Annotated in this window: 17 protein-coding genes and 2 tRNA genes; 5 read left to right on the top strand and 14 right to left on the bottom strand. The window is 34.7% G+C overall.

All coding sequences use genetic code 11. From position 1 onward, the window contains the following. Window positions 1–186 precede the first annotated feature (186 nt). Window positions 187–1,860: a glutamine--tRNA ligase/YqeY domain fusion protein gene (locus DDF69_RS00650; RefSeq protein ID WP_114819081.1), complete on the bottom strand. Its 1,674-nt coding sequence runs from the start codon at window positions 1,858–1,860 to the stop codon at window positions 187–189. 153 nt (window positions 1,861–2,013) lie between these two features. Between DDF69_RS00650 and DDF69_RS00645 the strand changes: the two genes are divergently transcribed. Further along, entirely contained in the window at window positions 2,014–3,144 is a 1,131-nt protein-coding gene (locus DDF69_RS00645) for an alpha/beta hydrolase (protein WP_114819080.1), read from the top strand. Window positions 3,145–3,769: 625 nt separating this feature from the next. Here the strand turns inward: DDF69_RS00645 and DDF69_RS00640 are convergent. Together DDF69_RS00640 and fbp are read right to left on the bottom strand one after the other, a co-directional pair. Continuing rightward, window positions 3,770–4,774, bottom strand: coding sequence for an o-succinylbenzoate synthase (locus DDF69_RS00640; RefSeq protein ID WP_114819079.1), 1,005 nt, complete (start codon window positions 4,772–4,774; stop codon window positions 3,770–3,772). Then, window positions 4,775–5,791 carry a class 1 fructose-bisphosphatase gene (gene fbp / locus DDF69_RS00635; RefSeq protein WP_034695188.1) on the bottom strand — a complete coding sequence of 339 codons (1,017 nt, stop codon included), beginning with the start codon at window positions 5,789–5,791 and terminating at the stop codon, window positions 4,775–4,777. Between the two features lie 324 nt (window positions 5,792–6,115). Between fbp and DDF69_RS00630 the strand changes: the two genes are divergently transcribed. From DDF69_RS00630 to DDF69_RS00620, 3 genes are all read left to right on the top strand, one after another. Beyond that, complete coding sequence (locus DDF69_RS00630; protein ID WP_114819078.1) at window positions 6,116–7,354, top strand: aspartate kinase; 1,239 nt, start codon at window positions 6,116–6,118, stop codon at window positions 7,352–7,354. A gap of 22 nt (window positions 7,355–7,376) precedes the next feature. Further along, entirely contained in the window at window positions 7,377–9,218 is a 1,842-nt protein-coding gene (locus DDF69_RS00625) for a lysophospholipid acyltransferase family protein (protein WP_114819077.1), read from the top strand. Window positions 9,219–9,327: 109 nt separating this feature from the next. After that, window positions 9,328–9,400, top strand: a tRNA-Phe gene (locus tag DDF69_RS00620). Between the two features lie 155 nt (window positions 9,401–9,555). On the opposite strand, the gene DDF69_RS00615 is transcribed toward DDF69_RS00620, so the two are convergent. The 10 genes from DDF69_RS00615 to tssD all read right to left on the bottom strand — a co-directional run bounded on the left by DDF69_RS00615 (window position 9,556) and on the right by tssD (window position 22,793). Next, window positions 9,556–9,978, bottom strand: a complete 423-nt coding sequence (locus DDF69_RS00615) for a hypothetical protein (protein WP_114819076.1) — start codon at window positions 9,976–9,978, stop codon at window positions 9,556–9,558. Between the two features lie 51 nt (window positions 9,979–10,029). Next, window positions 10,030–11,265 (bottom strand): hypothetical protein, encoded by a 1,236-nt coding sequence (locus DDF69_RS22235; protein WP_228411893.1) that lies wholly within the window; start codon window positions 11,263–11,265, stop codon window positions 10,030–10,032. Between the two features lie 47 nt (window positions 11,266–11,312). Next, window positions 11,313–12,557, bottom strand: a complete 1,245-nt coding sequence (locus DDF69_RS00605) for a hypothetical protein (protein ID WP_162800842.1) — start codon at window positions 12,555–12,557, stop codon at window positions 11,313–11,315. Between the two features lie 15 nt (window positions 12,558–12,572). Next, window positions 12,573–16,805, bottom strand: a complete 4,233-nt coding sequence (locus tag DDF69_RS00600) for a hypothetical protein (protein WP_114819074.1) — start codon at window positions 16,803–16,805, stop codon at window positions 12,573–12,575. An 18-nt stretch (window positions 16,806–16,823) separates the two neighbouring features. Further along, a complete protein-coding gene (locus DDF69_RS00595; protein WP_114819073.1) occupies window positions 16,824–17,618 on the bottom strand; it encodes a hypothetical protein in 795 nt (264 codons plus the stop codon). Window positions 17,619–17,650: 32 nt separating this feature from the next. After that, window positions 17,651–18,133 (bottom strand): hypothetical protein, encoded by a 483-nt coding sequence (locus DDF69_RS00590; RefSeq protein ID WP_162800841.1) that lies wholly within the window; start codon window positions 18,131–18,133, stop codon window positions 17,651–17,653. Between the two features lie 337 nt (window positions 18,134–18,470). After that, the gene (locus tag DDF69_RS00585; RefSeq protein ID WP_162800840.1) at window positions 18,471–19,013 is read right to left on the bottom strand and encodes a hypothetical protein; all 543 of its coding nucleotides are present in this window, start codon (window positions 19,011–19,013) and stop codon (window positions 18,471–18,473) included. Between the two features lie 4 nt (window positions 19,014–19,017). After that, the gene (locus DDF69_RS00580) at window positions 19,018–20,379 is read right to left on the bottom strand and encodes a hypothetical protein (protein WP_114819070.1); all 1,362 of its coding nucleotides are present in this window, start codon (window positions 20,377–20,379) and stop codon (window positions 19,018–19,020) included. A 1-nt stretch (window position 20,380) separates the two neighbouring features. Continuing rightward, window positions 20,381–22,261: a type VI secretion system Vgr family protein gene (locus DDF69_RS00575; RefSeq protein WP_114819069.1), complete on the bottom strand. Its 1,881-nt coding sequence runs from the start codon at window positions 22,259–22,261 to the stop codon at window positions 20,381–20,383. Between the two features lie 127 nt (window positions 22,262–22,388). Next, a complete protein-coding gene (gene tssD / locus DDF69_RS00570) occupies window positions 22,389–22,793 on the bottom strand; it encodes a type VI secretion system tube protein TssD (protein WP_079242745.1) in 405 nt (134 codons plus the stop codon). Between the two features lie 541 nt (window positions 22,794–23,334). On the opposite strand from tssD, the gene DDF69_RS00565 reads away from it, so the two are divergent. Beyond that, a tRNA-Phe gene (locus tag DDF69_RS00565) sits at window positions 23,335–23,407 on the top strand. 615 nt (window positions 23,408–24,022) lie between these two features. On the opposite strand, the gene DDF69_RS00560 is transcribed toward DDF69_RS00565, so the two are convergent. Further along, on the bottom strand, window positions 24,023–26,200 hold the full coding sequence (locus DDF69_RS00560; RefSeq protein WP_114819068.1) for a prolyl oligopeptidase family serine peptidase: 2,178 nt from the start codon (window positions 26,198–26,200) through the stop codon (window positions 24,023–24,025). Window positions 26,201–26,260 lie beyond the last annotated feature (60 nt).

Below are 26,260 nucleotides of genomic sequence, written 5' to 3'. Positions count from 1 at the left end.
CTACTCTTTGAGAACATGATAACATATTATTATTTATTATTTCTTGCCGGAAATCTTCGATTTTCCTTGCGTCTTAAAAATAATCACTAGGTATAAACTTCCTAGCGACTTTGCGTTTTCCAACAGAAACAAAAAAGCAGAACTCCAAATGAAGCCCTGCTGTTGTTTATGATCTATTCCTGAAAATTATTCAGGTTTATAGGAATCTTTCAACGTTACTGTACGGTTAAATACCAACGTATCTTCTGTAGAATCCTGATCTTTTGTAAAGTACCCGATTCTCTGGAACTGTAATGGTTCTCCCACAGCAACTTCTTTCAGACTTGGTTCAGCAAATCCCTTCACTGTAGTTACAGACTCAGGATTGATGAAGTTTAAGAAGTCTACATCTTTTTCCGCATCAGGCTGCTCCACTGTAAACAGTTGGTTGTAGATTCTTACTTCTACAGGAATAGCATGTTTTGCAGACACCCAATGTAAAGTTCCTTTTACTTTTCTTAAACTCTCCTCTGTTCCACTTCCTGACTTACTTTTCTCATCATAAGTCGCATAGATGGTAGTAATCTCACCATTTTCATCCTTCTCTACTCTTTCAGCTTTGATGATGTAAGCAGATTTTAAACGAACTTCTCCACCTAATTTAAGTCTGAAGAATTTATTGTTTGCTTCCTCTTTGAAGTCCTCGCGTTCGATATAGATTTCTCTTGAGAATGGTACTTCTCTTGTTCCTGCATTTTCCTGTTCAGGATTATTTTCAGTTTCTAACCATTCTTCTTTGTCTTCCGGATAGTTTTCGATCACTAATTTTACAGGATCTACTACGGCCATTACACGTTTGGCAACCTTATTCAGGTCTTCACGTACGCAGAAATCAAGCAGCTGGATTTCGATAAGATTTTCTCTTTTCGCCACCCCAACTTTTTCAATAAAGTTTCTGATGGAGGTGGGAGTAAATCCTTTTCTTCTCATTCCAGAAATAGTAGGCATTCTAGGATCATCCCATCCGGTTACCACTCCTTCTGCTACCAGTCTCTGTAGCTTTCTTTTGGAAGTAATCATATAGGAAACATTCATCCTCGCAAATTCTCTCTGCTTGTTTTTCACCCTTCCTTCTTCATAAACCTGATCCAAATACCAGTTGTACAATGGTCTGTGATTTTCAAACTCCAAAGAACAAAGTGAATGTGAAACCTGTTCTATGTAATCAGACTCGCCATGAGCCCAGTCATACATTGGATAAATTTTCCAGGCTGTACCCGTTCTGTGGTGAGGCTTATTCAAAATTCTGTACATCACAGGATCACGCATATTCATATTGGGTGAAACCATGTCGATTTTTGCACGAAGAGACATTGAACCACTTTCAAATTCTCCGTTTTTCATCCTTTCGAATAAATCCAAAGACTCTTCAACAGGACGATTTCTGTATGGTGATTCAATTCCCGGTTCTGCAGGATTTTTTCTTTGCTCGGTAATCACTTCAGACGGCTGCTCATCTACGTAAGCTTTTCCTTCTTTAATTAACCGCACGGCCCAATCGTAAAGCTGCTGGAAGTAATCTGATGCATACAAAACTTTATCCCATTTGAAACCTAACCATTCAACATCTTTCATGATAGAATCTACGAATTCCTGTTCTTCTTTTTCAGGGTTCGTATCGTCGAAACGAAGGTTTACGGGAGCATTGTATTTTTCACCCAGCCCAAAGTTGATGCAGATGGCTTTTGTATGTCCTACATGCAGATAACCATTGGGTTCAGGTGGAAAACGGAAACGGATCTGATCTCTTTTCAGGCCGTTTGCCAAATCATCTTCTATAATTTGCTCAATAAAATTGAGTGATTTTTTTTCTTCTTCCATTAAAGTAGCTTTTATTTTTTAGCAAAAAAAGTTTCACAAAGTTACGGAAAAATAAGCTTTTGTAAAAGTGATAATTTAAAAGCCTTATCTGTTGTATTCCAATATTTTTCACTAATTTCGGAAAGCTAATACCATTACAACCAATTACCTCTCATGGCCGTTTATATCTTAAGCAACCGGAAAATTATCCGGCACAAAGGCGAAAGAGTAGACTCTTTTTCCAACGAAGAATACTCGATTCCTAATTTCAGGATCGCTAAATGTGATTTTGATAATCTTAAGGAGCCTACCGCGCAGGACAAAAAGAAAAAAGACTATACCAACAGAAACATTTTAAATTACAAGCTTTTTTCTGAACCCGAAAAACAGGGTTATGAAGAAGTCTTAGACGTTCTGTTGAGCGAAAAAGGGATAAAAAAATCCTCTCTTACAGCTAATAATCTGGGCGGAACGCAAAGAATGTTTTATGAATTGTACAAAAACATGTCTTCTACCAAAGACAGAAGTGATGTCCTTATATTCATCCATGGTTATCTGTATGATTTTGATGATGAGTTAAAAGCTATACTAGATCTTAAGAAAATATTTATTGATAATCCGGCCTCTCCTGTAGAACATATCTTATTTGTAAGCTGGCCCGCTTCCGGCAGTATGATCCCGCTGAGTTATTTTGATGATAAGGCTTCCAGCATCAATTCCGGAACCTCTCTGGTGAGATTGTTTTACTTCTATACGCAGTTTTTAAAAGATATTTTTTCCAACCGGAATCTTGCTCCCTGTAATCAGAGGATACATCTTATGGCTCACTCTATGGGAAACAGGGTACTTCAAAGTATGTTATACAGTCTTAAAAGAGAAAATATACTTCGCGTTATCGACCAGGTTCTCCTGCTGAATGCCGATGTAAGTTATAAAGTATTTGAAGATTCCGAGGATTCATTTAATAAACTTCCTTTATTAGCCAACAGGATTTCCATTTATTTAAACAGACAGGATATTATTCTGGGAGCTTCTCAGTTTACGAAAAATATACTTACCCCAAGACTTGGTAAAAATGGCCCGAGCGATATTGCTCATTACAAAGACATTGTATCCGTTATCGACTGTACCTTCGTAAAGGATGATCTTCTAAACAGCCTTAAATATGAAGTAGGAAATCATTGGGGATACCTTTCAAGCTCGCAGGTACAGAATGATATTTTTCAAAATTTATATGGAATCGACAGAAATCTTATCAGCAACAGATCCCGGGATAACGAAAATATATTCACAATTATTTCTTAACAAATAATTAAAATAATTCTTAAAAAATAAACTCTATGTTAAAATTAGCCCTGATTTAAAGTATGGCACAAAGATTGCTAATTCAAACATTAGGGAATTACAAATTTTAATTATGGGACAGATTAAAAAAAGGTTTTCTGATATATTAAACTATATAAAGAAAGCCATTTTCGTAAAAGATGTGATTTAATTGAGTAACAACCTCTAAATCAACAAAATATTCGATCTATACCTGCCAGGTCTTCCTACAGACCGGATTGAAAAAAAATTCAAGCGTTCTGAACAGGAAGGGATTGTCAGAGTAAAAACTATAACCTTCCCCAATCCATATTCCACACTACTCAAATATTTCAAAGGAATTAAATACTATTACATAATTCCCCAAATGTTATATGAGTCAAAAAAGTTTCGACATTTACTTGTCAATCAATTAAAACCAATAACAGGAAAAATAAAAGAAAATCAAAAGGGGAGAATTAAATCCCATTCAAGGAGGACGACCACCAATTGGATGCAACAGCTGGAATCCGGCAGCGATGTGCTGCAGATCATGGGCCCCTGACTACTGTGGCCAGACTACATGTCCAGATTCACCTCCACCATTATGCTAATTACCTCTTGACAATTATATTTTGAACCACAGCAACTCATTTCTGAGTTCTAAATCGGATTCAAAATTATTAACAAATAAAGCTCCAGTACCTAAACCTTGAGGCATTGGATTTTTTTTGGTAAATGTATATTGAGCAATGGCATTTAATCCGATATTACTTTCCAGCGCTGAAGTAATCCACCATCCGATTTTCTGATTTTCCGCCAGAGAAATCCATTCATCAGAACCTGAAAAACCTCCTACTAAAGCAGGTTTCAGAATAATATACCGAGGGTTTATTGTTTCTAAAAGCTGTTTCTTTTTTTCAGGATCAATAATTCCGATCAGTTCTTCATCCAACGCAATTGGAGTAGGTGTTTTTGCACATAGCTCAGCCATATCATTCCAGTTTCCTGCTTTGATTGGCTGTTCAATAGAATGAATATGAAGATCAGCAAGCTGTTGCAAAACATTGACTGCTTCCTCTTTACCGAATCCACCATTGGCATCCACACGAAGTTCCAGCTGGTCTTTGGAAAATTTCTCTCGTAATTTCTGAAGAATAACATGCTCAGATTTCCAATCGACACCAATTTTTAATTTAATGCAATGAAATCCTTTATCCAGCTTTTCCTGAATCTGTTCTTCCATATAGTCTGCGTCGCCCATCCATATCAGACCGTTGATAGTAATCGCAGATTTTCCTTCGGTAAATTCACCAGGAAAATAAAGACTGTCACCATATTTCAGATTCTGAATTGCCTGCTCATACCCAAACCAGATGGAAGGAAATTCTTTCAGTTCGTCTTTCAAAAAGTCAGCATCCTGATTGATATTTTCACAAAGCCATTTCAGTTTTTCTTCATAATCAGGTCTGTCATCAAAACTCAGTCCTCTGAAAACAGCACATTCCCCTACTCCATTTCTTCCTTCTTCGGAAATGGTCAGAATAAAGGTCTCTTTATCAAGCAAAACGCCGCGAGATGTTCCACTCGGGCGTTTAAATTGTAATAAATATTGTAAGTATGTTGCTTCCATTTATTTCACGCTGTCGATACGCATAAATTCTTCAGCTTTTTCCACCATTTCAATACTTCCGCAGAAGAAAGGAATTCTTTGGTGAAGTTCAGTAGGTTCTATTTCAAGAATTCTTCTGAATCCGTCAGTTGCTTTTGCTCCTGCCTGTTCTGCAAGGAAGGCCATCGGATTACATTCGTATAAAAGTCTTAATTTACCATTCGGAGCCTGTGAATAAGAAGGATAGATATAAATACCTCCTTTCAGCATGTTTCTGTGGAAATCTGCAACTAAAGATCCGATATATCTTGAAGTGTAAGGGCGGTCACCTTCTTCCATCTGACAGTATTTAAGGTAATTTTTTACTCCCTGAGGGAACTTGATATAGTTTCCTTCGTTAATAGAATAGATTTTACCCGTTTTTGGGAAAGTCATGTTAGGATGAGAAAGATAATATGTTCCCAAAGATGGATCTAATGTAAATCCGTTTACTCCGTTACCCGTTGTATAAACAATCATGGTAGATGAACCGTAAATAACATATCCTGCTGCAATCTGATTGATCCCTTTCTGTAAAAAATCTTCAAGCTGTACGGGAGTTCCCGGCTCAGTCACTCTTCTGTAAATAGAGAAAATAGTTCCTACAGAAACATTAACATCAATATTGGAAGATCCGTCCAGAGGATCAATTAATACAACATATTTGCTCAAATGTCCGTTTTCACCACATTTAATATCAATAAAGTCATCATTTTCCTCAGAAGCAATACCACAAACAACCTCTCTCTGAGACAAAGCCGTAATAAAAATTTCGTTAGCAATCACATCTAGTTTCTGCTGCTCTTCTCCCTGAACGTTCTGGTTTCCTGCAGCTCCTGTAATATCTACAATTCCGGCTTTATTTACTTCTCTGTTTACCACTTTCGAAGCCAATCTTATTGCACTTAGAAGACGAGAAAATTCACCTGTAGAATACTGAAAATCGTCCTGTTTATCTATAAGAAATTCTCCTAAAGTCTGTAATGGTTGATTTGACATATTTTTCTTTTTACGTTTTGCCCAAATTTCGGAAAATTTATTGCATTAAGAAAATTTAATTAAAAAAGAGATTAACCACTGTATTTCAATACAATACAAATCAAAATCAACATAATACCTGGCCATTATTAAAAATTACATCTCCAAATTTGTTTGCTAAGACCCACAAAAAAATTAAATTATTTCATTATTTGTTGATTTTAAGGAAATCTTAATTCTATCTGCGCACCAGACTATTTCATATCTCGTTGTAAATTTATAATTTTGACGTCCGTAAAAAACTCATGTATTTTTTTATCTAACAATTTTATTTTTAACAATTTAATGAAAATTTTCAAGTTTGGTGGAGCATCGGTAAAAGATGCTGACAGTGTAAAAAACGTGTCCATGGTTCTAAAAAGCCAGGGATTTGCCAAATGCCTGCTGGTGATTTCAGCAATGGGCAAGACGACAAACGAGTTGGAAAAAGTTGTTGAACTTTATTTCAAAAAAGAAAACTATCAAACTGAGATTGAAAAGATAAAACAAAAACACATGGAAATTGCGGAAGGACTTTTTCCTGAAAATCATGCAGTTTTCGCCGAAATAAGCCTCTTTTTTGATGATATTGATTCTTTTTTAAGAAGAAATAAATCTCCTAATTACAACTTCGTATACGATCAGGTAGTAAGCTGTGGAGAAATGATTTCAACTAAAATTGTGAGTGAGTATCTGAATGAAATCCAATTTACAAACCAATGGCTGGATGCAAGGGATTATGTAAAAACGGATAATTCTTACAGAGAAGGTACAGTAGACTGGATAAGAACGGAAGAATTTATTTCCCACCTCAATCCTGAAATCTGCTATGTAACACAAGGGTTCATTGGTTCTGACGACAATAATTTTACGGTGACATTGGGAAGAGAGGGTTCTGACTACTCTGCCGCTATTTTCGCTTACTGCCTGAATGCTGAAGCGATGACGATCTGGAAAGATGTACCTGGAGTAATGACAGGAGATCCAAGAAAGTTCAATGATGTGACTCTTCTTTCCAACATCTCTTATGAGGAAGCTATTGAAATGGCTTATTATGGTGCAAGTGTTATCCACCCAAAAACATTACAGCCGCTACAGCAAAAAAACATTCCTTTTTATGTAAAGTCTTTTGTAGAGCCTACCAAAGAAGGAACAAAAGTGGGTGCTTCCGATAAAAATCAACAGGAAGAATCTTATATTCTAAAAGAAAACCAGGATCTTTTGAAAATCTCTACCAGAGACTTCTCTTTTATCGCAGAAGATCACATGAGTCTGATTTTCGGATACTTATCCAAATATAAAATTAAAGTTTCCCTGATGCAGAATTCTGCAATCTCTCTGGCATTGTGCCTAGAGGATAAATTTAATCATATTGATGAGCTCAACGAAGAGCTTCAAAAAATTTTTAAAACCGAAGCAATTAAAAATGTATCTTTATTCACAGTAAGAAATGCGAAGAAGGATCACATTGATAAATTTTACCATGAAAAAAATGTATTATTGGAACAAATCTCCAAGAATACTCTTCAAATGGTAACACAATAATATTAATTGCGACTAAACACACATGAGTTTAATTTCGAAAAACGATCTGATCAAAGCTTCCGGCTTAAGTAAACTTGGGTTCCTCAAGAACCCGGTAGCATCTGCTGTGATGAGCATTGCTAAAATAAACGAAGTAAATAAATTATACGATAAACTAAAAGACAAGGAAGGCAAAGACTTTTTCGACTCATTTGTGAGAGAAAGAAACCTAAGCTATGTAGCTTTTGAAGAGGATCTGGCAAAGATTCCGAAAACGGGACCATTTGTTTTGGTTTCCAATCACCCGCTGGGTGCTATTGACGGGATTCTGATGTGCAAGATCTTATCAGAAGTTCGTCCCGATTTCAAGGTAATGGGGAATTTCCTATTGGAAAAGATCAAACCTATGGAGCCTTATGTAATTGCTGTAAACCCTTTTGAAAACAGAAAGGAGGCCTACAGCAGCTCGTCGGGAATGCGTGAAACGCTCAAGCATTTGCAAAACGGAGGCTGTGTAGGTATTTTCCCGGCAGGAGAAGTTTCTAATAAAAATAATCCTTACGGGGAAATTTTAGATAAGGAGTGGGAAAAAACAGCGCTTAAGCTGATCAGAATGGCTAAAGTGCCGGTAGTTCCCATGTATTTCCATGCTAAAAACAGCAGACTTTTCTATCAGGTAGCTAAGCTTCACCCGAATTTACAGACATTGATGCTTCCTGCAGAAATGATGAATGACAGGGAAAAACCTATCAGAATCAGAATCGGACGTCCCATCACCGTAAAGGCAATGGATGAGATGGAAACGATTGAGGAATTGGGAGAGTTTCTGAAACGTAAGGTGTATATGATGAAATCTTACTATGAAAAGAGAAAATCTCTTGCTCAAAGTATCAATCTTCAGAATTTATCCGTAAAGTTCCCTTTATTGAAGGAAGAAAATATTGTTCAGAATATCATTGATGAAACCCCTCTGGAAGACATTATTAAAGATGTTGATAAACTGAGAGGAACTGATAAAATGCTTTTCAGTAACGGAAATTATGAGATCTACTTTACGACTTATGAAGAAATCCCGTCTATTATGAGGGAAATCGGACGTCAGAGAGAACTTACATTCCGTGCGGTAGGCGAAGGAAGCAATCTTCCATTTGACCTTGATGAGTATGACAAACATTACCATCACCTGTTTCTTTGGGATAACGGTGAGAAAAAGCTGGCTGGTGCTTACAGAATGGCATTGGGTAGAGAGGTGATGAAGAAATATGGCATCAAAGGCTTCTATACAAGCTCTTTATTTGAGTTTGAACAGGACATCCATCCTTTCTTCAAAAAGGTGATTGAAATGGGTCGTGCTTACATCTGCCAGGAATATCAGCAGAAACCACTTCCACTCTTCCTTTTATGGAGAGGAATTGTGCATGTATGTCTAAGAAATCCTGATCATAAATTCCTTATGGGTGGAGTAAGTATCTCGAATAAGTTCTCTGAATTCTCAAAATCGCTGATGATTGAGTTCATGCGTTCAAACTATTTTGATTCCGCAGTAGCCCAATATATCACTCCAAGGAATGAGTATAAAGTAAAACTTCGTGACAGGGATAAAAACATTTTCTTTGAGGAAATGGAGTCTGATTTAAATAAGCTGGACAAAATTATTGATGACCTTGAACCTGAATTGAGACTTCCTGTACTGATCAAAAAATACATCAAGCAAAATGCTAAAGTAATTGCGTTTAATGTGGATCCTAACTTCAATGATGCCATTGACGGATTGATGTATATCAGAATCAGTGATCTTCCGGAAAATACGATTAAACCTGTATTGGAAGAGATGAGCGAGCAGATCAGAAAGGAGCAGGAAAATAATCCGGCTGATAATCAGTAAGTTTTTAACTTTATCCAAAAAAAGTACGATGAATACTTGCTTTGTATACTAAAACTTACTACTTTTGCATCACTTTAAAACAACGAAGTAAGTCAAACAAAAATATAATGGTTTCTTAGCTCAGTTGGTAGAGCAATGGATTGAAAATCCATGTGTCCCTGGTTCGATTCCTGGAGAAACCACTTTAAAACCTCTGATTAGTCAGAGGTTTTTTTGTTTTCTATTTTTTTCTATAATTCCTTAAAATTATCACTTAAAAATAACAAGCCAGCTGCTTTAAATAATAGCTGGCTTTTTTATCTTGTCCTTTTTAAAGATCTATTTGAATTTTCATCAGTTAATCCGGAGCCAAAATATAAGTGCTGTATGGATTTGCATCGATACTATTCAAATTTTTATACAGTTTCAAGTCCTTCGAACATTTATCTTCGAAATTGACATGTAAATACTTTGATTCTGACTTCGGATCAATTACCCTATTGAATATTTGGTTAATCTTATTAGAAAAATCTTCCTGATTTGGCTTCCTATACACATTATCATCTAATTCTTTTGCTATAATAGATTCAGTAGCTTCTAAATCTTTTAATGTAAACTTATAGGTCGGGTAATCTGTTTCACTTTTCTCTCCACTTGCTCTGGCTGATAACTGTGATTTAAGAACAGGCAGAAAAGAGTTTTTCATACCCAATGATATATTTTGTGAATACAATTCATTCAATACTAAAATAGCCAGAGAAATTATAACCTTCTTTATCATTATTGTGTTTTTAAAATAAAAGCACAGTTAGATTTAACTGTGCTTGATATATTATTTTTTAGGATGTTGTTTTCTCCAATCTGTAATATTCATCGGTTGATTATCCGGGCCACATGTTCCATTGTATTCACATTCTTCAACAAAATATTCATCATAGTCTGCATTATCCCACCATTCTTTAAATTTCGGGAGATTGAAATAATTATTTTCCTGTAAAATATTTACTTCCTCCTTATCTAAAAAGAAGCGTAACCTCCCCATCAATTTAGAGTTGTCTCCGTATCCTGAAACAAATCTTTTGTCATACTTATATTGTTCACCAAAATAAACAATATTTGCAAGTATTTTCAACTTATCCTCCTTCGAAACACCAGTTTCTTTGTTATTAAAATCAGCAAAATATTCAAGATAATTTTTTATATGATCCAAAATAAATCTGTTTTCGGAAGAATCATTAGGAAGATAAAGTTTTTGCAATACTTTAAAGGTATTGGCATGAAGCCTTACACTTTCATCACAATTCTTTATCCAAAATAGTTTGCCATAATCAGAAGGATCTTTTTTATCAAATTTTGTTCTTTCAATAACCCATTTGAGAAGTTCAGTATCTTGAGTATAACCGAAGGTTTTAACTAAACTTTCCATGAAATTCTGATCATTTAAAACGAGCCATTTGAATTGTGGCTTACTATCATTAAAAAGATACATATTGCGTGCAATAATATATCGTGGAACTTTAATTTTAAAAGAATTATCACTACTAATATTTATTAATTCTTTTAATAAAAGCATGGGAAAAATAAACTGATTATTAGTATTAATGAAAACATTCTGAGTGGTTGAATAAAGTTCATATTTATTTTGTTCAAGTGTCGCAGGATTGCCATCAAGGCGATTACCAAATACTGTTATATATCCATCCTTCTTATCAATACTCACGCATTTATTAGAACTATGACTGATTGAAAAAATAGTTTCAACCTTATTGTTAAAGGATTCAGCGTTTGGCTTACTATAATTATTACTTATTAAATCATCATAAACAATATTTGAAACTAATTTTAAATCTTCTATATTAAGATTGTATGGATCACTGTACTCTACCTCATCAGACTCAACTTTTTCTTGCAATTTAATATGCTTTTTAACATCCTCAATATCAATTTTGGTATCTAAATTTTCTGATTTTGCATATTGTTTAGTTGTAGTGTTCATGTTGTTATCTTGTCCCATACTATTACAAGCAATGAGTAGTAGAATAATTGTGAAAATATTTGAAGTTTGCATCACTAATTGTGTTTAAAAATTAAAAGAAGCATATTTCAATTATGAATTTAATCCGGAGCGCCTACACTATCAAATCCTTCTGCATAATTAATTACTTCTTTTAAATTTGGAAGATTATAATAATTATTTTTCTGCATTTCTTCTTTCAACTTAGGCCATTTAACCTTACTCCTTGAATCATCTTCAAAATATGCTCCTAAAATATTCCATCTAGGATCCCAGCCATCCTGATTCCTATGATTATTTTTGAACAGGAAATCATAAGTATTTGCAAGATAAGCTACCATTTTAATTTTTTCATTCTCTGAATAATTATTGTATTCATCTGTTTCTAGTAATTTTGAACTCAACTCCATTAATCCATATAAATCTTTAGGATTTGAGCTTTTTTGATAAGCATTAGTCAAACTCTGCAATATTCCCTCCCGTACTTCTAATTCATTATTACAATTTTTAGCAAATACCAGTTCACCTATTTTATATTGATCTTTAGATTGAATATATTCATTAATAAGCATTTCATTAAATTTAGGTTCTTTATCGTAACCGAAATTTTTAACCAATAATTTTATAAAGTTTTTATCATGAGTTACTAACCAAATGATATATGTTTTATTATCATTGAACAAGTACATATTTCTTGCAATGATTCTTTGATTATTTACTTTTCTTTGCTCTTTTAGATTTGCCACGTCTTTCCAGTGTGGAATTTCAACATCGACTTTTGAACTTGATTTTCTAATAATTTTACTAGATTCGATATCACTTAATTTGGGATATTCTTTTTGATAATCAAGAATTTCAGGTAAATAGTAAAATTCGGTAAAAAGTTTTCTTTTTTTGTCAACATATCCTCCCTCATAATCAACACTATTATTACTATAACTTACAAAACTTCTGTCACATTTATCAAAATAGTTTACATATAAGAATGGATTACTTGAATTAATATCTATTGTCCTTCCAAAAACAGTTTTAATTTTATCAATAAATTCATTATTAGATATTTCCTTAAATCCATTTGAAAATAATATTTTTTGCACAGTTTCAGCTGATGCATCAAGTTCTTCAATATCAAATGGTATTTTAACTAGTTCAGCTCCCGCCTCATCAATTGATTTACTTGAACCCTCCTGCAACTGCTTCTTGAGAACTTTTGGTATTATAGTATCATCATTCATACTTATTGCTTTTTGATTATTTCCTGAGCTGGGCTTTTTTTCCTGGCAGCTTAAACTGCTCATTATTAATAAGGAATATATTGTTAGTCTAATTTTAATTTTTATATTCATAGAAATTATATTTTATTATCTGGAACTTTCTTTAGAATTTTCAGCATTTACATCATACTTTGGAAGTTGTTTGTCTTTTTCAGATATTGTATATTTTTTAGGTTTAGTAATCGCAATAATTGATTTACTCTTTTTATCAACAGAGCCTAAAATTATTTTTTGATGCCCTGCTGTTTTTTCGCCATTCCCCTGATTTCCTCCCAAATATACATATCTTGTTCCATCTAAATTTTCACCAGCTATTAATGCCACGTGTGAAAAATCAAAAACTATCAAAGCTCCTACAAAAGCTTCACAATCTTCTCCATTTTCCCATGTACTTCCTTTCCACCCAAAAGCTGCTGCACTTTTGGCAGTATTAATCCTTTTATAATCCTGAGTTTGATCGAAACACCATGCTAGAAATGCTCCACACCAAGGATTTGTATAATCATAGCCTAGCCCTGCAGCAGAAGACACATCAAAATATTCTGTGATCTTTTCTTTTAAAGGACTATCAATTTCCCTTAATCCTTTATATTTTTCATATTCTTTCCAGGCAACCTGGAACCATGGAGCATCTCCTACTAAATTTAATCCTGCGCCTTTACCACATTCTTCCACTTTAAATACAGATTTCATAGAATCACCAGATTTAACTTCCCAGTTACCTAGCTTACCTCCACGATACCAGATTTTACGGTTCAGCCTTGATGGTGTAAGCTTATTTAAAATATCAATAATAGAATCTACTACCACATCATCAGCTGATTTACCTGTATCATCAGCTTTCAAATACATAGAATCCTTATACCAATCTGCCATCCCAGTTATTGCCGCTTCCTTAGGCGTATAATCTCTATCTACTCCATCAACAATTTTAACACCAGAATCACTAGCTTTTTCATCTATTTTCTTCTGAATTTCTTTATAATTACCTTTTCCTGTTATTTGTAATAATCCTCTACCTCTAAAGTTCCAAGTATCATCAACTGATTCATTCCCAAGCCTTCCTCCATATGCTATTTCTGCTATCTTTTTTTCATTAGATTTATAACCGTTTTTGGAACTTCTACCATACTCATAAGCCAGATCATTTGGGGGACTTTGTTTACCCAGTTCAGGATTTGCCCTGAAGTTTTTAAAGTGTTTTGGTAGATCTTCTGCAGCATAATCTAAACTTTCCCCATGAAGACCTCCTTTTAAATTGATTCCTGCTTCTTGTAATGATTGCGCAAAAAAATGAGCTTTTCTTGCACATGTATTGAGTTCAAAGATATTTCTGTATTTATTTAAAGTTAGCGCTAATTCCTGAAGATCCTCATTTTTTGCATTTTTGTATACTTTTTTGAGAATATCAATTGTAATTTCTGCTTTGCATCGTGGACAACCACTTTCGCCATCCCTCTTCACCTCCGCCATTTCCACAACCACAGGCATCACATCATTATCAATAGCTTCAGGTGTTTCTTTCTGAGATACTTTAAGACATCCACTTTCGTAGAAGATAAATTGTTTTCTAAGTTCCAGCATTTCTTCTTTCGTAAAAGGAGTTCCGTCTTTTTTATAAGCTTTAATCCCCAGTTTTTCCATATCCTCTGTTCTAACCAGATCGGCCGGAAGTGTACTGTTGATCGTAAACTGGCTTTTTTCTATTTTCCAGACTTTCTTTTTGGGATCGGCAGGATCCTGAACCTGGCGGGAAACCTGTGCGATGTAGTAATCAAAGTTTTTGGGTGGATTTTTCCATTCTTCTTTTGCAGTGAAGGACACTTCCAGCAGACCATCTTTTCCGGTTTTTTCTTCGTTATAACTTTGTTTACTTTCGTGGGTATAGGTGATATGGTCTTTTTCGTTTAGTCCTTCTTTAGGAATCTCTTTCAGAACATCAATTTTCAGAACTTCTTCAGTCATATTAACGGTATGCACCCAAAGTTTGTGGGTTTTACCATAGAAAGTCTGCATACGCTGAATATCTTTACCATCCTCAGTAGAGAACATAATCGACACAATCTTCTGTTCGGAAGTAATGACCAGTTCTTCATTGGAATCTAAAACTTCCAGATACGTTGTGGTATTGTCTACCACCACAGGTTTCGTTCCCTGAATGGTAATGTTACCCGGAAGTACAATATCTCCGGATGAGCTTGCCTGAAGCTCTACTGTAAATACGATTCGATAAGACGGATTGGGATTTTCCGTTGTTTTTGGTATAGAGGCCAGCAATTTTTTCTTGTAATCGTCATTGGTGGTAATCAGGAAAGAAGCTTTACCTTCATTATTTAACGTGACTGTTTTCTCTTCCAGCATGTATTTGTCTTTCTCTTTATAGAAATCATCGCCTTCACCTTTTACCCAGATTTTTACTTTTAAAGCCTGGTTTTGCAGCCCGTCAATTTCAATAAATCCATAGGTTTCTTCACCGAATCCGGTTTCGGTTCGTTTCACACCGGTTCCATAAGCCCACAACGCTCTTTTTACAGCAGGTTCAGAAACTTTTACTTTCGCTTCTATTTTCTTTCCATCCGTATAATCTCCTGTTAAATAAGCAGAGAGAGTATATTCTCCGAGATCATTAAAGGTAATGGTTCCGTCTCCGTTATTGGTTACTTTATCGGGAACTTCTATTTTTATGGTTTCATTGCCTGCCAGCGTAGCAATTCTTGCCGTTGCTGTATATTTTATTTTTGTTCCTTTCGGAATATTGGCAGCCGGAAGGGTGAATTTATCTATGACATTTTGAATCACCTCAAAATTAAAACAGTCTGATCCGGAAAATCCGGGCTGTTTTCCAGTTCCTAACGGATTAGCGTAGGCTTCAAGTATATACTTTCCAAAATATTGATTACTGGCCAGTTTTGCATCATTATACAGAAGTTCGGCCACCTTTTTATTGATTGTGCCTGTTCTGAAGCAAGGAGAGTTTTCAAATAAAGCCACCCTTCCTATACCTTCTTTTTTAAGATACCAATATACAGAAGTTCCTGAAGGCATATAATTGACATTAAATTTCGAAGCCTGCACTTTGATCATATCACTGAATCTGAGCAAGCCAGGTTCTCCTTTAACTCCCAGTACTCCCAGGCTGTTTTCGATTTTAATTTCTACAGATTGCGGTTTGGGATCTGAAGGATCTGTAAAAGCTTCTATGGTATATTTTCCTGCATTTTTAAAAGTGAGAATAACACGATCGCCCGCACCAGCAACGGAAACAAGGTGTAATGAAGAAGCTCCGGAAGAACTGTTGTACAATACTGCATTTCCTTGTTTTATGGTCCAGTGAACAGTATTTACCGGCATAAAGAATCCTATGTTCAATATTTTTGCCTGATCTGTTGTGCTGTTGAGCTTACGTTCAATCGATAGCGGCAGAGGAATGTTAATCAGTGTTGAGGATCCGGGGCTGACAATTTTCTTAACAAAATCCTGTATAACTTCTACATTGAGAGAGCATTTAGCATCACCTGCTTTTTTACCATAAGCTTCCAGCCGGTACTTCCCTTCTGTAAGTCCGTCGAATATTTTACTCATGGACTGGCTGAAATTGCTTCCCAATCCGATAAATGTCTTTATTTTATCTTTTGTTCCTTCCCCTTTGAACAATGCCCAGATAATCTTTTTCTCATCACCTTTGAACAGAGCTTTCAGATCAAGATTATCTCCGCCAAAAGGGTTCATAACAGGAAGAAGCGGGCCATTCATTCCTTTGATATAATAGTAAGTACCATTAAGTTTATCAGTGGGTATCGGTCTTATCATTGAAATGGATGACACAGCTATACTCGCCTCGGACGATGAAGATGAAGGCCATTGCGGGGAAGTATTGGCAACGGAAAACTCATCGGCTTCTTTCACATCGATCTGTGAAACATTGTTGGCCTGCCCGGTGGTAGCAAAAGCAATTGTTCCAGGAACACCGTATCCCGGACAATTTCCAGTAGAAGCATCCAACAGGATTTTCATACTCTTGTTGAATTCTACATTTTCGTAATAGTCTTTATATTTGATATTACATTTGCCTTTGCAAGGATAAGTTTTACCATCCGAACCTTTACAATTTCCGAATCCGTTTCCTCCTCCGAAACTATCTGCCTTATCATCAAGATAAGTTGCTACAGGTTTATTCTGTGCAAAATATTTGTTTTTGCCCAGCTTTTTTTTCTGGCTTTTCACTTCCATCGGAACGGCAGTCCCATTGGAGTTGTTGGTTACAGAACTGCTGCAGTACGCAGTAGCTCCTTCTATAATGATGTATCCTTTATCCGCCATGTCATTTGTTCATAAAGTTTAAGTCATTGTGATCGTTTCCCGGTATACTGTTTTTTCTCCATCTGACAATATAAAGTCAGCTTTCTTTTTGGAATACTGTTTTTTGTGGGAATTGTATTCCATTTCTATATGCAGTCTTATCTGATACTGTCCTGCCTGATACAGGTATTTTGTATCTAATTCTTTTTTTATTGTTTCCGGAATTTCAATTTCAGAGGTAAAGAAAGCTTCAAAGCCATATTCTCTCTGTTCTGCAATGATAATTCCGCGGCATTCCACATCTCCGATTCCTTTGATATTCCAAACAATGGATTCTTCATTTTTTCCTCCGTTGTCAACATAATAAGGAGCAAATAAAAGGAGGTTCCAAAAGGGTTCTTTGAGCTTATTTTTATAAAAACCGGCTTCATCTTCCAGGGCAGACAAATATTGGTTTCTGAAAACATCCACATTCTGGTATTTTTCCTGAAGGTCTGACGTTTTAAGTTTCCAGTTTTCTATATTATTCTGATGATCTGCAGCGCCCAGAAAGTTTCCTTTTTCATCTACTTTTATTTCCAAAGGATAAGAGCTTTTTTCCAACACATGCAAGATTTCCATGAATTTATTTTCTGATGGAAAAGGGGAATCTTCTACTTTTTCTATCATCCAGATTTTGGTGAGATCTTCATTTACCTTTTCCTGCAGCGTAATGCTAAAAGATGAATAAAATCCTTTTGTTTCTCCAAACTGTATTTCAAGAGCATTTTCCACCTTATAATGATGGATTCCTGATGTATATTTCTGAAAAGGTTTTACTCTTGTTTCTACCATATGGGGTTATTATTTGGAAAAAATAAACAGCACTATTTATCACAGTTTTTGTTTACCACCGTCTCTTCCGGCAGATTGTAGAGGTATATTTTCTCTATTGTTCCTTTTCCACATTTGCTTACCAGATAATTGGCTATAAAATCCTGCTGATAATGTGATATTTCTTCTCCTAACAGCTCTCCGGCACTTTCCTTATTCGTGATAAAATATGAAGTATTATCCGTTTTTCTGTAAAAAACAAAGTTGAGTGAGGAGGTTTCCGGTTTTGCAAGAACCTTATTGTTTTTCAATCTGTTTTCTACATACTTTATAATTTCTTTTTTCAGAACACTTTCAGTAGGTTCCAGATTGTCTATAAGTATATAGTATGAAACCTTGACCGCATTTTTATAATAAGCATTGGTAAAAGTCATATGCTCAAAGGGAATAAAGTCATTATGTTTCTTGTCACAGCTCAAGGCTATTAAAAGAAAACATACAACGGTAATCATTTTTATAGATTGTAAATACTTCATTTTTTGTGTAAATCGTTAATCATTTAATATTCTCCCGGCCTTCTTCTGCCCATGTTACGAAGATGATCTTCTCTGCTTTTTTCTTCTTTATATTAATATCATTTTTGCTCTCTTTTAAAAATTAGAATACTTATAACTGATAAAAAAGCCATTATCAAAACAGAATATATCACTGTTGATAAAAATTCTATCATATTTAGCAATATTAGTAATACCATCTCCATACAATTCATCATTTTTATAAAAGGAATGAACAATATACGCTCTTGTTAAAAATAGAAGCTCGAGAAACATTATAATTCCAATGACTATCTTAGATCTTTTATCAATTATCATTCTATTTCTTTTCAGCTATTTCATCTGGAATATTAGTTATTTCATAAGATGTTTCTAAATCATTATATACCTTTTTTGAGTCAGATAAAAGCTTAACATCAATTTCATCATATTGTTTTTTAAAAATTGGATAATGAAGATCTGAAGTAAATTTATTAATGGTTTTATTTTTATCATTTATTATGTAAAACCTTAAACTTGCATAATAGGGCTGATCATAGCTAACATTGACTGTTATATCCTGATTATAATCTCCAAAATAAATGGTTTCATTTTCCAAACTGATTAATATCCTATTTCCTTTCAGATCAATACCGTCTGAATGGTTTATTTTAAAGTTTATTTTCTTGCTAAGCTGATGTACATTTTTATTAAATAATTGGGGAATTTCTCCTACAAAATTTTTAAATGCGACTGTATCAGTAGTGATAGAGCCATTTTCTAAACTATAATTTTCTCTATATCCACCCAGATCCTTATTTTTATTACAGGTTATCAAGATTAGAGTTGTAAAAATTAATGTGAGAAGAGTTTTTATTTTCATAATATTATTTTGGTAAAAATTTTTCATAAGTTGCTGGAACACCTACGGGCCAGGTCCCTGCTTTTACATCCAAATATGCTCCATCCGGATTCCAGATTGCTTTATCTAATTTTATTTCTTTTTTTCTGTATTTATTGTAAGTTTCCATATCATTTGGATCCGACTGATATGTATCTTTTAAATCTGTTTTAAAATTTTCCCAAGTTGAACCTCCCTCATCATGATCAGAAGCATAAGTATCCCTATGATTCTGTGTTCCCCATGCATCTTCATACAATGATCTCCTCATATAGCCATAGACTGTTATTTTACCATGATTAGCCATTTTTTGTGCTAAGCTTTTATCTTTAAAAGCATTTGTAGTTGTCTCTGAACTTGTTCCGATACCGGTTCTGCATGCATAAGAATAAAATACAGATGTGTTTCCATCTAAAAAAACAGCTGGATTAACTTTTGAAAAGCTCTTGGCATCAAGTTCCTGCTTATCAGCACCTTTACCTTCGTACCCAAATGCTATTACTCCCTCATTTGTTGTATTTCTTACATAACCATGTGAATATGCAAAAATTTCCTTAACTCTTCTTTTATTATCAAAAGCTGTACTATCCCTATTTCCAGAATTAATAATATTAACAACATCATCTATTGTAGTAACTCTTATCACTGTTAAGCTCTTGTTATGCTTAATTAAATCATTTGTTATTGTTGACAACTGATTTTCGGAATATCCATCAGTAAATAAGGCTACCTTAACAAAGGGGTAATTAGGATATTTAGTACGAACTTTTCTGACTGCTTCCCCGGGAAACATCAGCTTATTTGCAATATTTGTCGAGTGTTGCTCTGTACCTATAATTATTACTACCTCTTCTTTTATTAAATAAACTTCTGCTTTTACATTCGGGCTATATTCTTTAAAAAAGGCATACACTCTCAGTTTAGCAATATTTCTATCCTTCGGTACAGCATAAGAAATCTTCTCTTCACCCGTTACCTGTGGTGCATTAGCTATATTGGTATCATCATATTGTATCGCCCATTTAAGACTCTTCAATTCTGATTTTGTCGGCGTTCTGTTGTATTGAATGGCTTTAAAAAAATAACTTTTCCCTTTTTCTATAATTTTAATCTCTTTTGTACATGCAAAATCTTCATAGCATTTTACAGCCTTTACCTGTAATGGCTTTGTTTGCTCTTTCTCCTGATATTCATCAAATTTCTTCCCTCCTTTCTTCCCATAAAAGGTATTTTCCTGAGGAGATTTAAAATCCAGAGTTCCTTTGGAAGCATCTTTCATAATATGCTCTGCTTCCTTGTAAGATCTACCAAAGACATTTCGTACGATATTTCCGCCTTCGCCTGCCATATTACTGCATTTTTACCTGTTTACCACTATTGATAAGCACTTCCTTGGCACTTTCTACATTAATGGCATCTTTTGTACTGATGTAAGAACCTGCTTCCATATTCTCTGTAATATTTTTAGCAGTAGATTTTCTGCCAGCCTCTGCGGTTTCAATAATATTGCTTGCTGTCAGATTATAATCATCATTAGCCGTTTCTGTGATGTCTTCTCCAGCCATAATATTTATATTTCTCTGCGCAGAAGCAATAATGTTTTTCCCGGCATTGATCTGTACATTTTCTCCGGCTGTGAAAGTGATATTTTTGGGAGCATTCACCACAATATTCCCCTTTCCGTCCATGAGATAAGTATTTCCACTAGGATCTTCAATGAAGATACTTCCTTCCTGATCGTTAAAAATCACTTTATTACCACTTCTTGTCTGAATAGATTTAAGATGATTATTAATGCTTCCTCCCAATGCAACCTGCCCGTGGAACATTCCTCCCATCGCAAAGGGAAAATCGGGATGATGGTATTCAAAACCGACCATTACCTGATCTCCTACTTCCGGCACAGCTACAAAACCTCTGTTTTGAGTGACCATATCTGTACCTCCGGCATCAGGGCTCATCATTCTAATAAAATGGGTGGTATCCGGGTTTTTCTGCCAGTCGAATCTCACCTGTATTCTTCCCTGGTTAAGTGGGTCTGTATTGGAAATAACAGTGGCAACCTGTGGCTCGGCCCTGGGTTGTATAAAATCCGGTTTCGGCATAAAACCTGTTCCTTCAGCAATCGCTTCAAAACTGCCGTTATAATATCCTCTGGCGTTGACTTCATGAGTCACCTCCGTAATAGTAAGTTTTGTAAAGTAAGATGTCTGGCTGGTGTCAGGTTTCCGCATTTCCATATCAGCAAGGCAGCCTGGATACAGAAAAGGAACCGTAGTATTGCCTGCCACCGTAAAAACTTCCACAGCAGCACTTCCGGCAGCACTTTTCTGAGAATCGCTTACATCCACAAACATATTGGCATTGATGGGTACGGGTGACAGCGAAGGTGTTTTAAAGATGGTATTGTTAAGCTCATAAGCTTTTGAAGGGATTTCTCCCAGATGCCTGATATTATTTTCTGAACCCTCCATTTTAGTATGACTGCTGCTGTTATATCCAAAAAACTGAGGATTGGTATGAACAGCATTCAGTTCTACCTGAACATCTGTTGCATTGCTTCCATAGACAAGACGGATCGGTTTTTCAGAAGGCGGAAGTTTTCCGAAATGAAGGACTTCGCCATCGTAGTAAAACTGTTCTCCGTAGGCTTCGGCTGTTCTTGCAAGATAGTTATAATGGGTCTCGTTATATTGTGAGCTATAGTTGATATAGCTTTTATTCTGTGTATCTACTCGGAAATCAAATTTTTCTGATCCAAGGGCTTCTTTAAGTATTTTGTTGGCAATAATTCCTGTATTTACAGCCTGATCACCTCCAAAACTTTGAGTATGGGGAGCAGCATCCATCAAAATCGTAGGACTTTGGCCTCTCAGTACAATATTTCCCAGACTCATTTTTTCCTGGCTGAACGCGGCTTTGGTAATTACTCCTACAAAAGTCCTTTCGGGGCTTTCACTTTCATAATCTTTATATTTGAAAACAATGGTAATTCTTTTTCCCAAAAACTGACGGGCTTGTTCCAGCGTGTGGTTTTGAGCTTCCCCAAGAGAATCATGGGCCAGAATAAGTTCAAAATTGTGATGGCGTCTTGCACTTTGCTGCAGGCGGAAATGCTTGAAGTGTTTGATTATTTTGCCTTCAATCACAATATCCAATTTTACTACACGGTTGATTCCGGGAATATGATTCTCAGAAATCTTATCGGAATTCGAGGCATTTTTATTCATAGTAATTAGGTGTTTTTTTCAGAACTTTAATTTAAATAAACAGTCGTTCTATAAGGTTAAAAAAGGCAGAACAGCTTCCCTTGAAACGGATGTACTATTCTGCCTGATATTTAAATTCTGAATATGCTTAAGAAGGCCATGCTCCGAAGTAAGAAGAATTCCCCAGGTCTATCTGTTCTGCACTTACCACAAAACTGATATACATACTGTTCTCGTCTACCGCATCGAAATCTACTTCATGCTGGATTACATAACCATTGTTCCACTTTAATGTTGTGAGTGTTCCTTCTTCGTGAGATTTGTTGAAAGTAATCTCTCCTACTGTAGGCTTATACTTTCCGTTCAGTAAACTTTCCAGGATGTCTGATTTATCAGTAGCTTCCACTGTAATTTTGATAAGAGCATTGGAAGGATCTGATGCTACACGCCCTGATACATCTGTAGCTCTTGATACGCTATAATTAAGTTTTAATAGCTTTTGTCCTTCTCCGTTGTTGAATTTTAAAATTCCTCTTGAATTTCTTTCTGCCATGATTGTAAATTTTAATGGTTAATGTATTGTGATTGTTTGTTTTCTATATCACCAAATATAGATGTATTTGTAAAAAGCAAATAGCGTTTATTATTAAATTTAAAAAAATGTAGTAATAGTACGACTAACACTCGTTAGGTAGATTATATGTTATAAATCAAGCGTTTGCTGTTTTTCATAACTAAAAATCGGATTATTTTATGGTCTGTTTAACATTGTTTAAAGAAGCAGCAATTTAGCTCCGAAAGAAGTTCTGCAGAAAAAGTCATCTGCTCCATCCTTTATAAGTGCATATTTTTTGAGAAAAATTTTAAGTATCAGGGCTGAAAACCTTTTAATAAGGTTCTTTGAAAATTATATTCAAAAAAAACAGAAAAAAAATAACCATATAAAAGCCCTGATGAACAAGACATTAAACCTAGAATCCAGCTATACCTGCATATTTATTCAAAAAAATTAACCGAAAAACTTGCGCGGTATTATAAAATGTTATACTTTTGCATCACTTTAAAACAACGAAGTAATAAACAAAAACATAAATGGTTTCTTAGCTCAGTTGGTAGAGCAATGGATTGAAAATCCATGTGTCCCTGGTTCGATTCCTGGAGAAACCACTTCAAAACCTCTAATTTATTTTAGAGGTTTTTTTGTGTTTTGCATATAAACGGTCAATCATCGTATTCGATCAAGCGCAAAAGTTGGGACTACACTTCATGGAACCCGCCATATTCAAAGTGATCTCATTTACCTTCATCCGAAGTTTTCTGTTGATTTCTTTTTTCAGATGCTTTTACCAAATTTCGTGATGAACCTATCAGGAAATGCATATCCAGGTTAGTGTCCCGGATTTTATTGCCTCTGTAGATTGCGGTTTTTTAAAGGTTAGACTCAAAGTATCTTAAATTCCCCTGAACCAACTTCTGAAAACAAGCCGAAAGGAGTACATCGGGTACTCATCCGGCTATACTACTTAAATAAACTGTTTTTAAGTTTTTGAAAATCTCCTGATGAAAATTCTTTTTCTGAATTGAGTCATTAATTAAGTTCTTCATGCAAATATGGAGCTGCTAAAAAAACAGCTTCTTTAAAAATTGAATTAGTAAAAATTTCTCGGAACTCTGCATCTGATAATTCATTATTTCCTAATTTCTCTCTAAAGTTTTCATATGAAAATAAATGAGTCCGAATTACATACTCTTCAAAAAAAATGATAAGAAAAGCGAGACATATTATTTGTTTACACTTTCTTTAGGTTGATAATCCGGATGACCCAATTGCCATAAAGCGAAGGCGAAAATATCAGCTATTTCTTCATAAGCCTTTTTCTTAGTATTATCTCTCCCATGACCACCATCAAAATCAACCTTCAGCAAAATAGGATTTTTTGAAGTGTTATCAGCAATTAGTTTAGCTGCAAACTTTGCTGACATCCATACTGGAACTCTAGGATCATTATACCCAGTTGTTATAAGAGTTGCGGGATATTTTACACCTTTTTTGATATGTAGATAAGAGTCCATTTCATATAAATACCCAAATTCATCTTTATCCTTAACTGTTCCAAATTCCTTTACACTATTGGCTCCATTAGGAGAAGCCTCCCCTCTTACAGTATTCAGAGTCCCAGCTGCTACAATTACCGCTTTTATCAAATCTGGTCTTTCTGTCATAGTTCTACCTACTATGATTCCTCCGGCACTGATTCCCCAAATAGCTGTTTTACTTGGGTTTGAATATCCTTTTTCATGCATAAATTCTATACAAGAAATAAAATCCTTCCACGAATTAGGTTTTGTTTTTTTAAAGCCCCCCAAGTGCCACTCTTCTCCTTTTTCTCCACCACCTCTTACATGTGTGTATGCTACTATTCCTCCTTTTATAGCCCATAATAAAGCTATTCTGGCATAAAAAGGACTGTAAGAATTACTATATGCTCCATACCCTAAAACTAATAAAGGTAATTTTTCTTTAGGGTTTAATTCTTTGTTATAGATTATGGATAAAGGAATATCTTTTCCATCATGAGATTTTGCGGTTGTTTCTAAAACTTTAACATCCTTAAAATCAGCAAATTCTACAATAGAATTTATATTTTCAGGAACAAATTTGTTTTCGGATACATTATATCTATATCTTCTGTCTGGACTGTTCCATCCTGAACATGTAACCCAAAGATCAGAATAGCTGTTTGATTTTGTTGTTAAGTTTACATTACCGGCCGAAATTGGCAAAATTATTTCCTGAAGTTTTTTTTGCGAATTATAAAAGTAAAATTTAGCCTCTACACCATTTTTTGTTGTCGCAATAAATAAACCGTCTTTTGTTGAATAAACAGCTCCAATCACCTCATCTTTCATCTCATTTATAATGATTTGAGGCTGTGAGAAATTCGGGCTTTTTAAAGAAGTATGTGCAACAAAATTGTTCTTCGTACCTTTTGCCCCCACATAATACAGGTCATCTTTTACCAATGTATAATCAACAACTTTATCCTCTTTTTTATACAAAGGTTTCCAATTAATATGTTTACTATTTAATTCTGAAGAATAAGCATAGTAAGTGTCAGAAAAATTTGCAGCCCCCCCAATCTTTGCTATCAGGTAGTTTTGGTTATTTTTATTAATTGAAACAATAGGAAAATCTTCTTCTTTTAAATTTAGCTCTAAATAATCTTTTCTTGACAATATGGGATGAATTTGCTCAGGGTCATCTCCTATTTTATATACTACAGCAGCCATGTTTTTTAAAAATAAATCCGATTTATTATCCATTATTGGATAATACAGATAAATGAAGCCGCTATTATCAGGTAACCAAGAAATACCACCACCATCAGATGGCCAACAGTGGGTAATTGTATAAGGTAATATGTTTTTTTTCTCAACATCAATAATGATCATTTCTCCAATCTCCTTCCCTCCCTCGGTTAGGGCAACAACAATTTTGGATCCATCATAATTAGGTTTTATATAATTTATAACATACTCTTTGTTATTTTTTTTGTACTCAGAAGAGGTAAATAACAATTCTTCTTTTCCATTGAATCCATTACGAACATACAATTTTGGGGTATTTTCTTTAACCTGCCTTTTTAAGTAGAAGTATTTATCATTATCCGTAATCTGTAAATACGAGATAGAATACTCATTCTTACTATCCATCTCACCAAGTTTATCAATTAGATATTGACGATTTGAAATAGACTGTAAAATAAAATTAGCATAATTATTTTGGCCTTTCATCCAGTCAATAACAGATGAATCTTTAACATTCTCAATATTACGATATTCATCAATTATTTTCCTTTCAAAATATTGATCAGTTGAAGGCGTTGGTTTAATCACTGGCTGTGTTTGAGAAAATAAAATGTGATTACAAAAAATCAAAAATGTGATTATATATTTCATATTACTAAGTATGATGTAAATAAAGATGTAAGGTACAGTTTTGTACCTTACATCTTAAAA

The organism is Chryseobacterium sp. KLBC 52, assembly GCF_003347605.1.
Lineage (GTDB): Bacteria > Bacteroidota > Bacteroidia > Flavobacteriales > Weeksellaceae > Chryseobacterium.
Note: the sequence above shows the minus strand (reverse complement) of the source record. Positions and strands in the feature narration are given on the sequence as shown.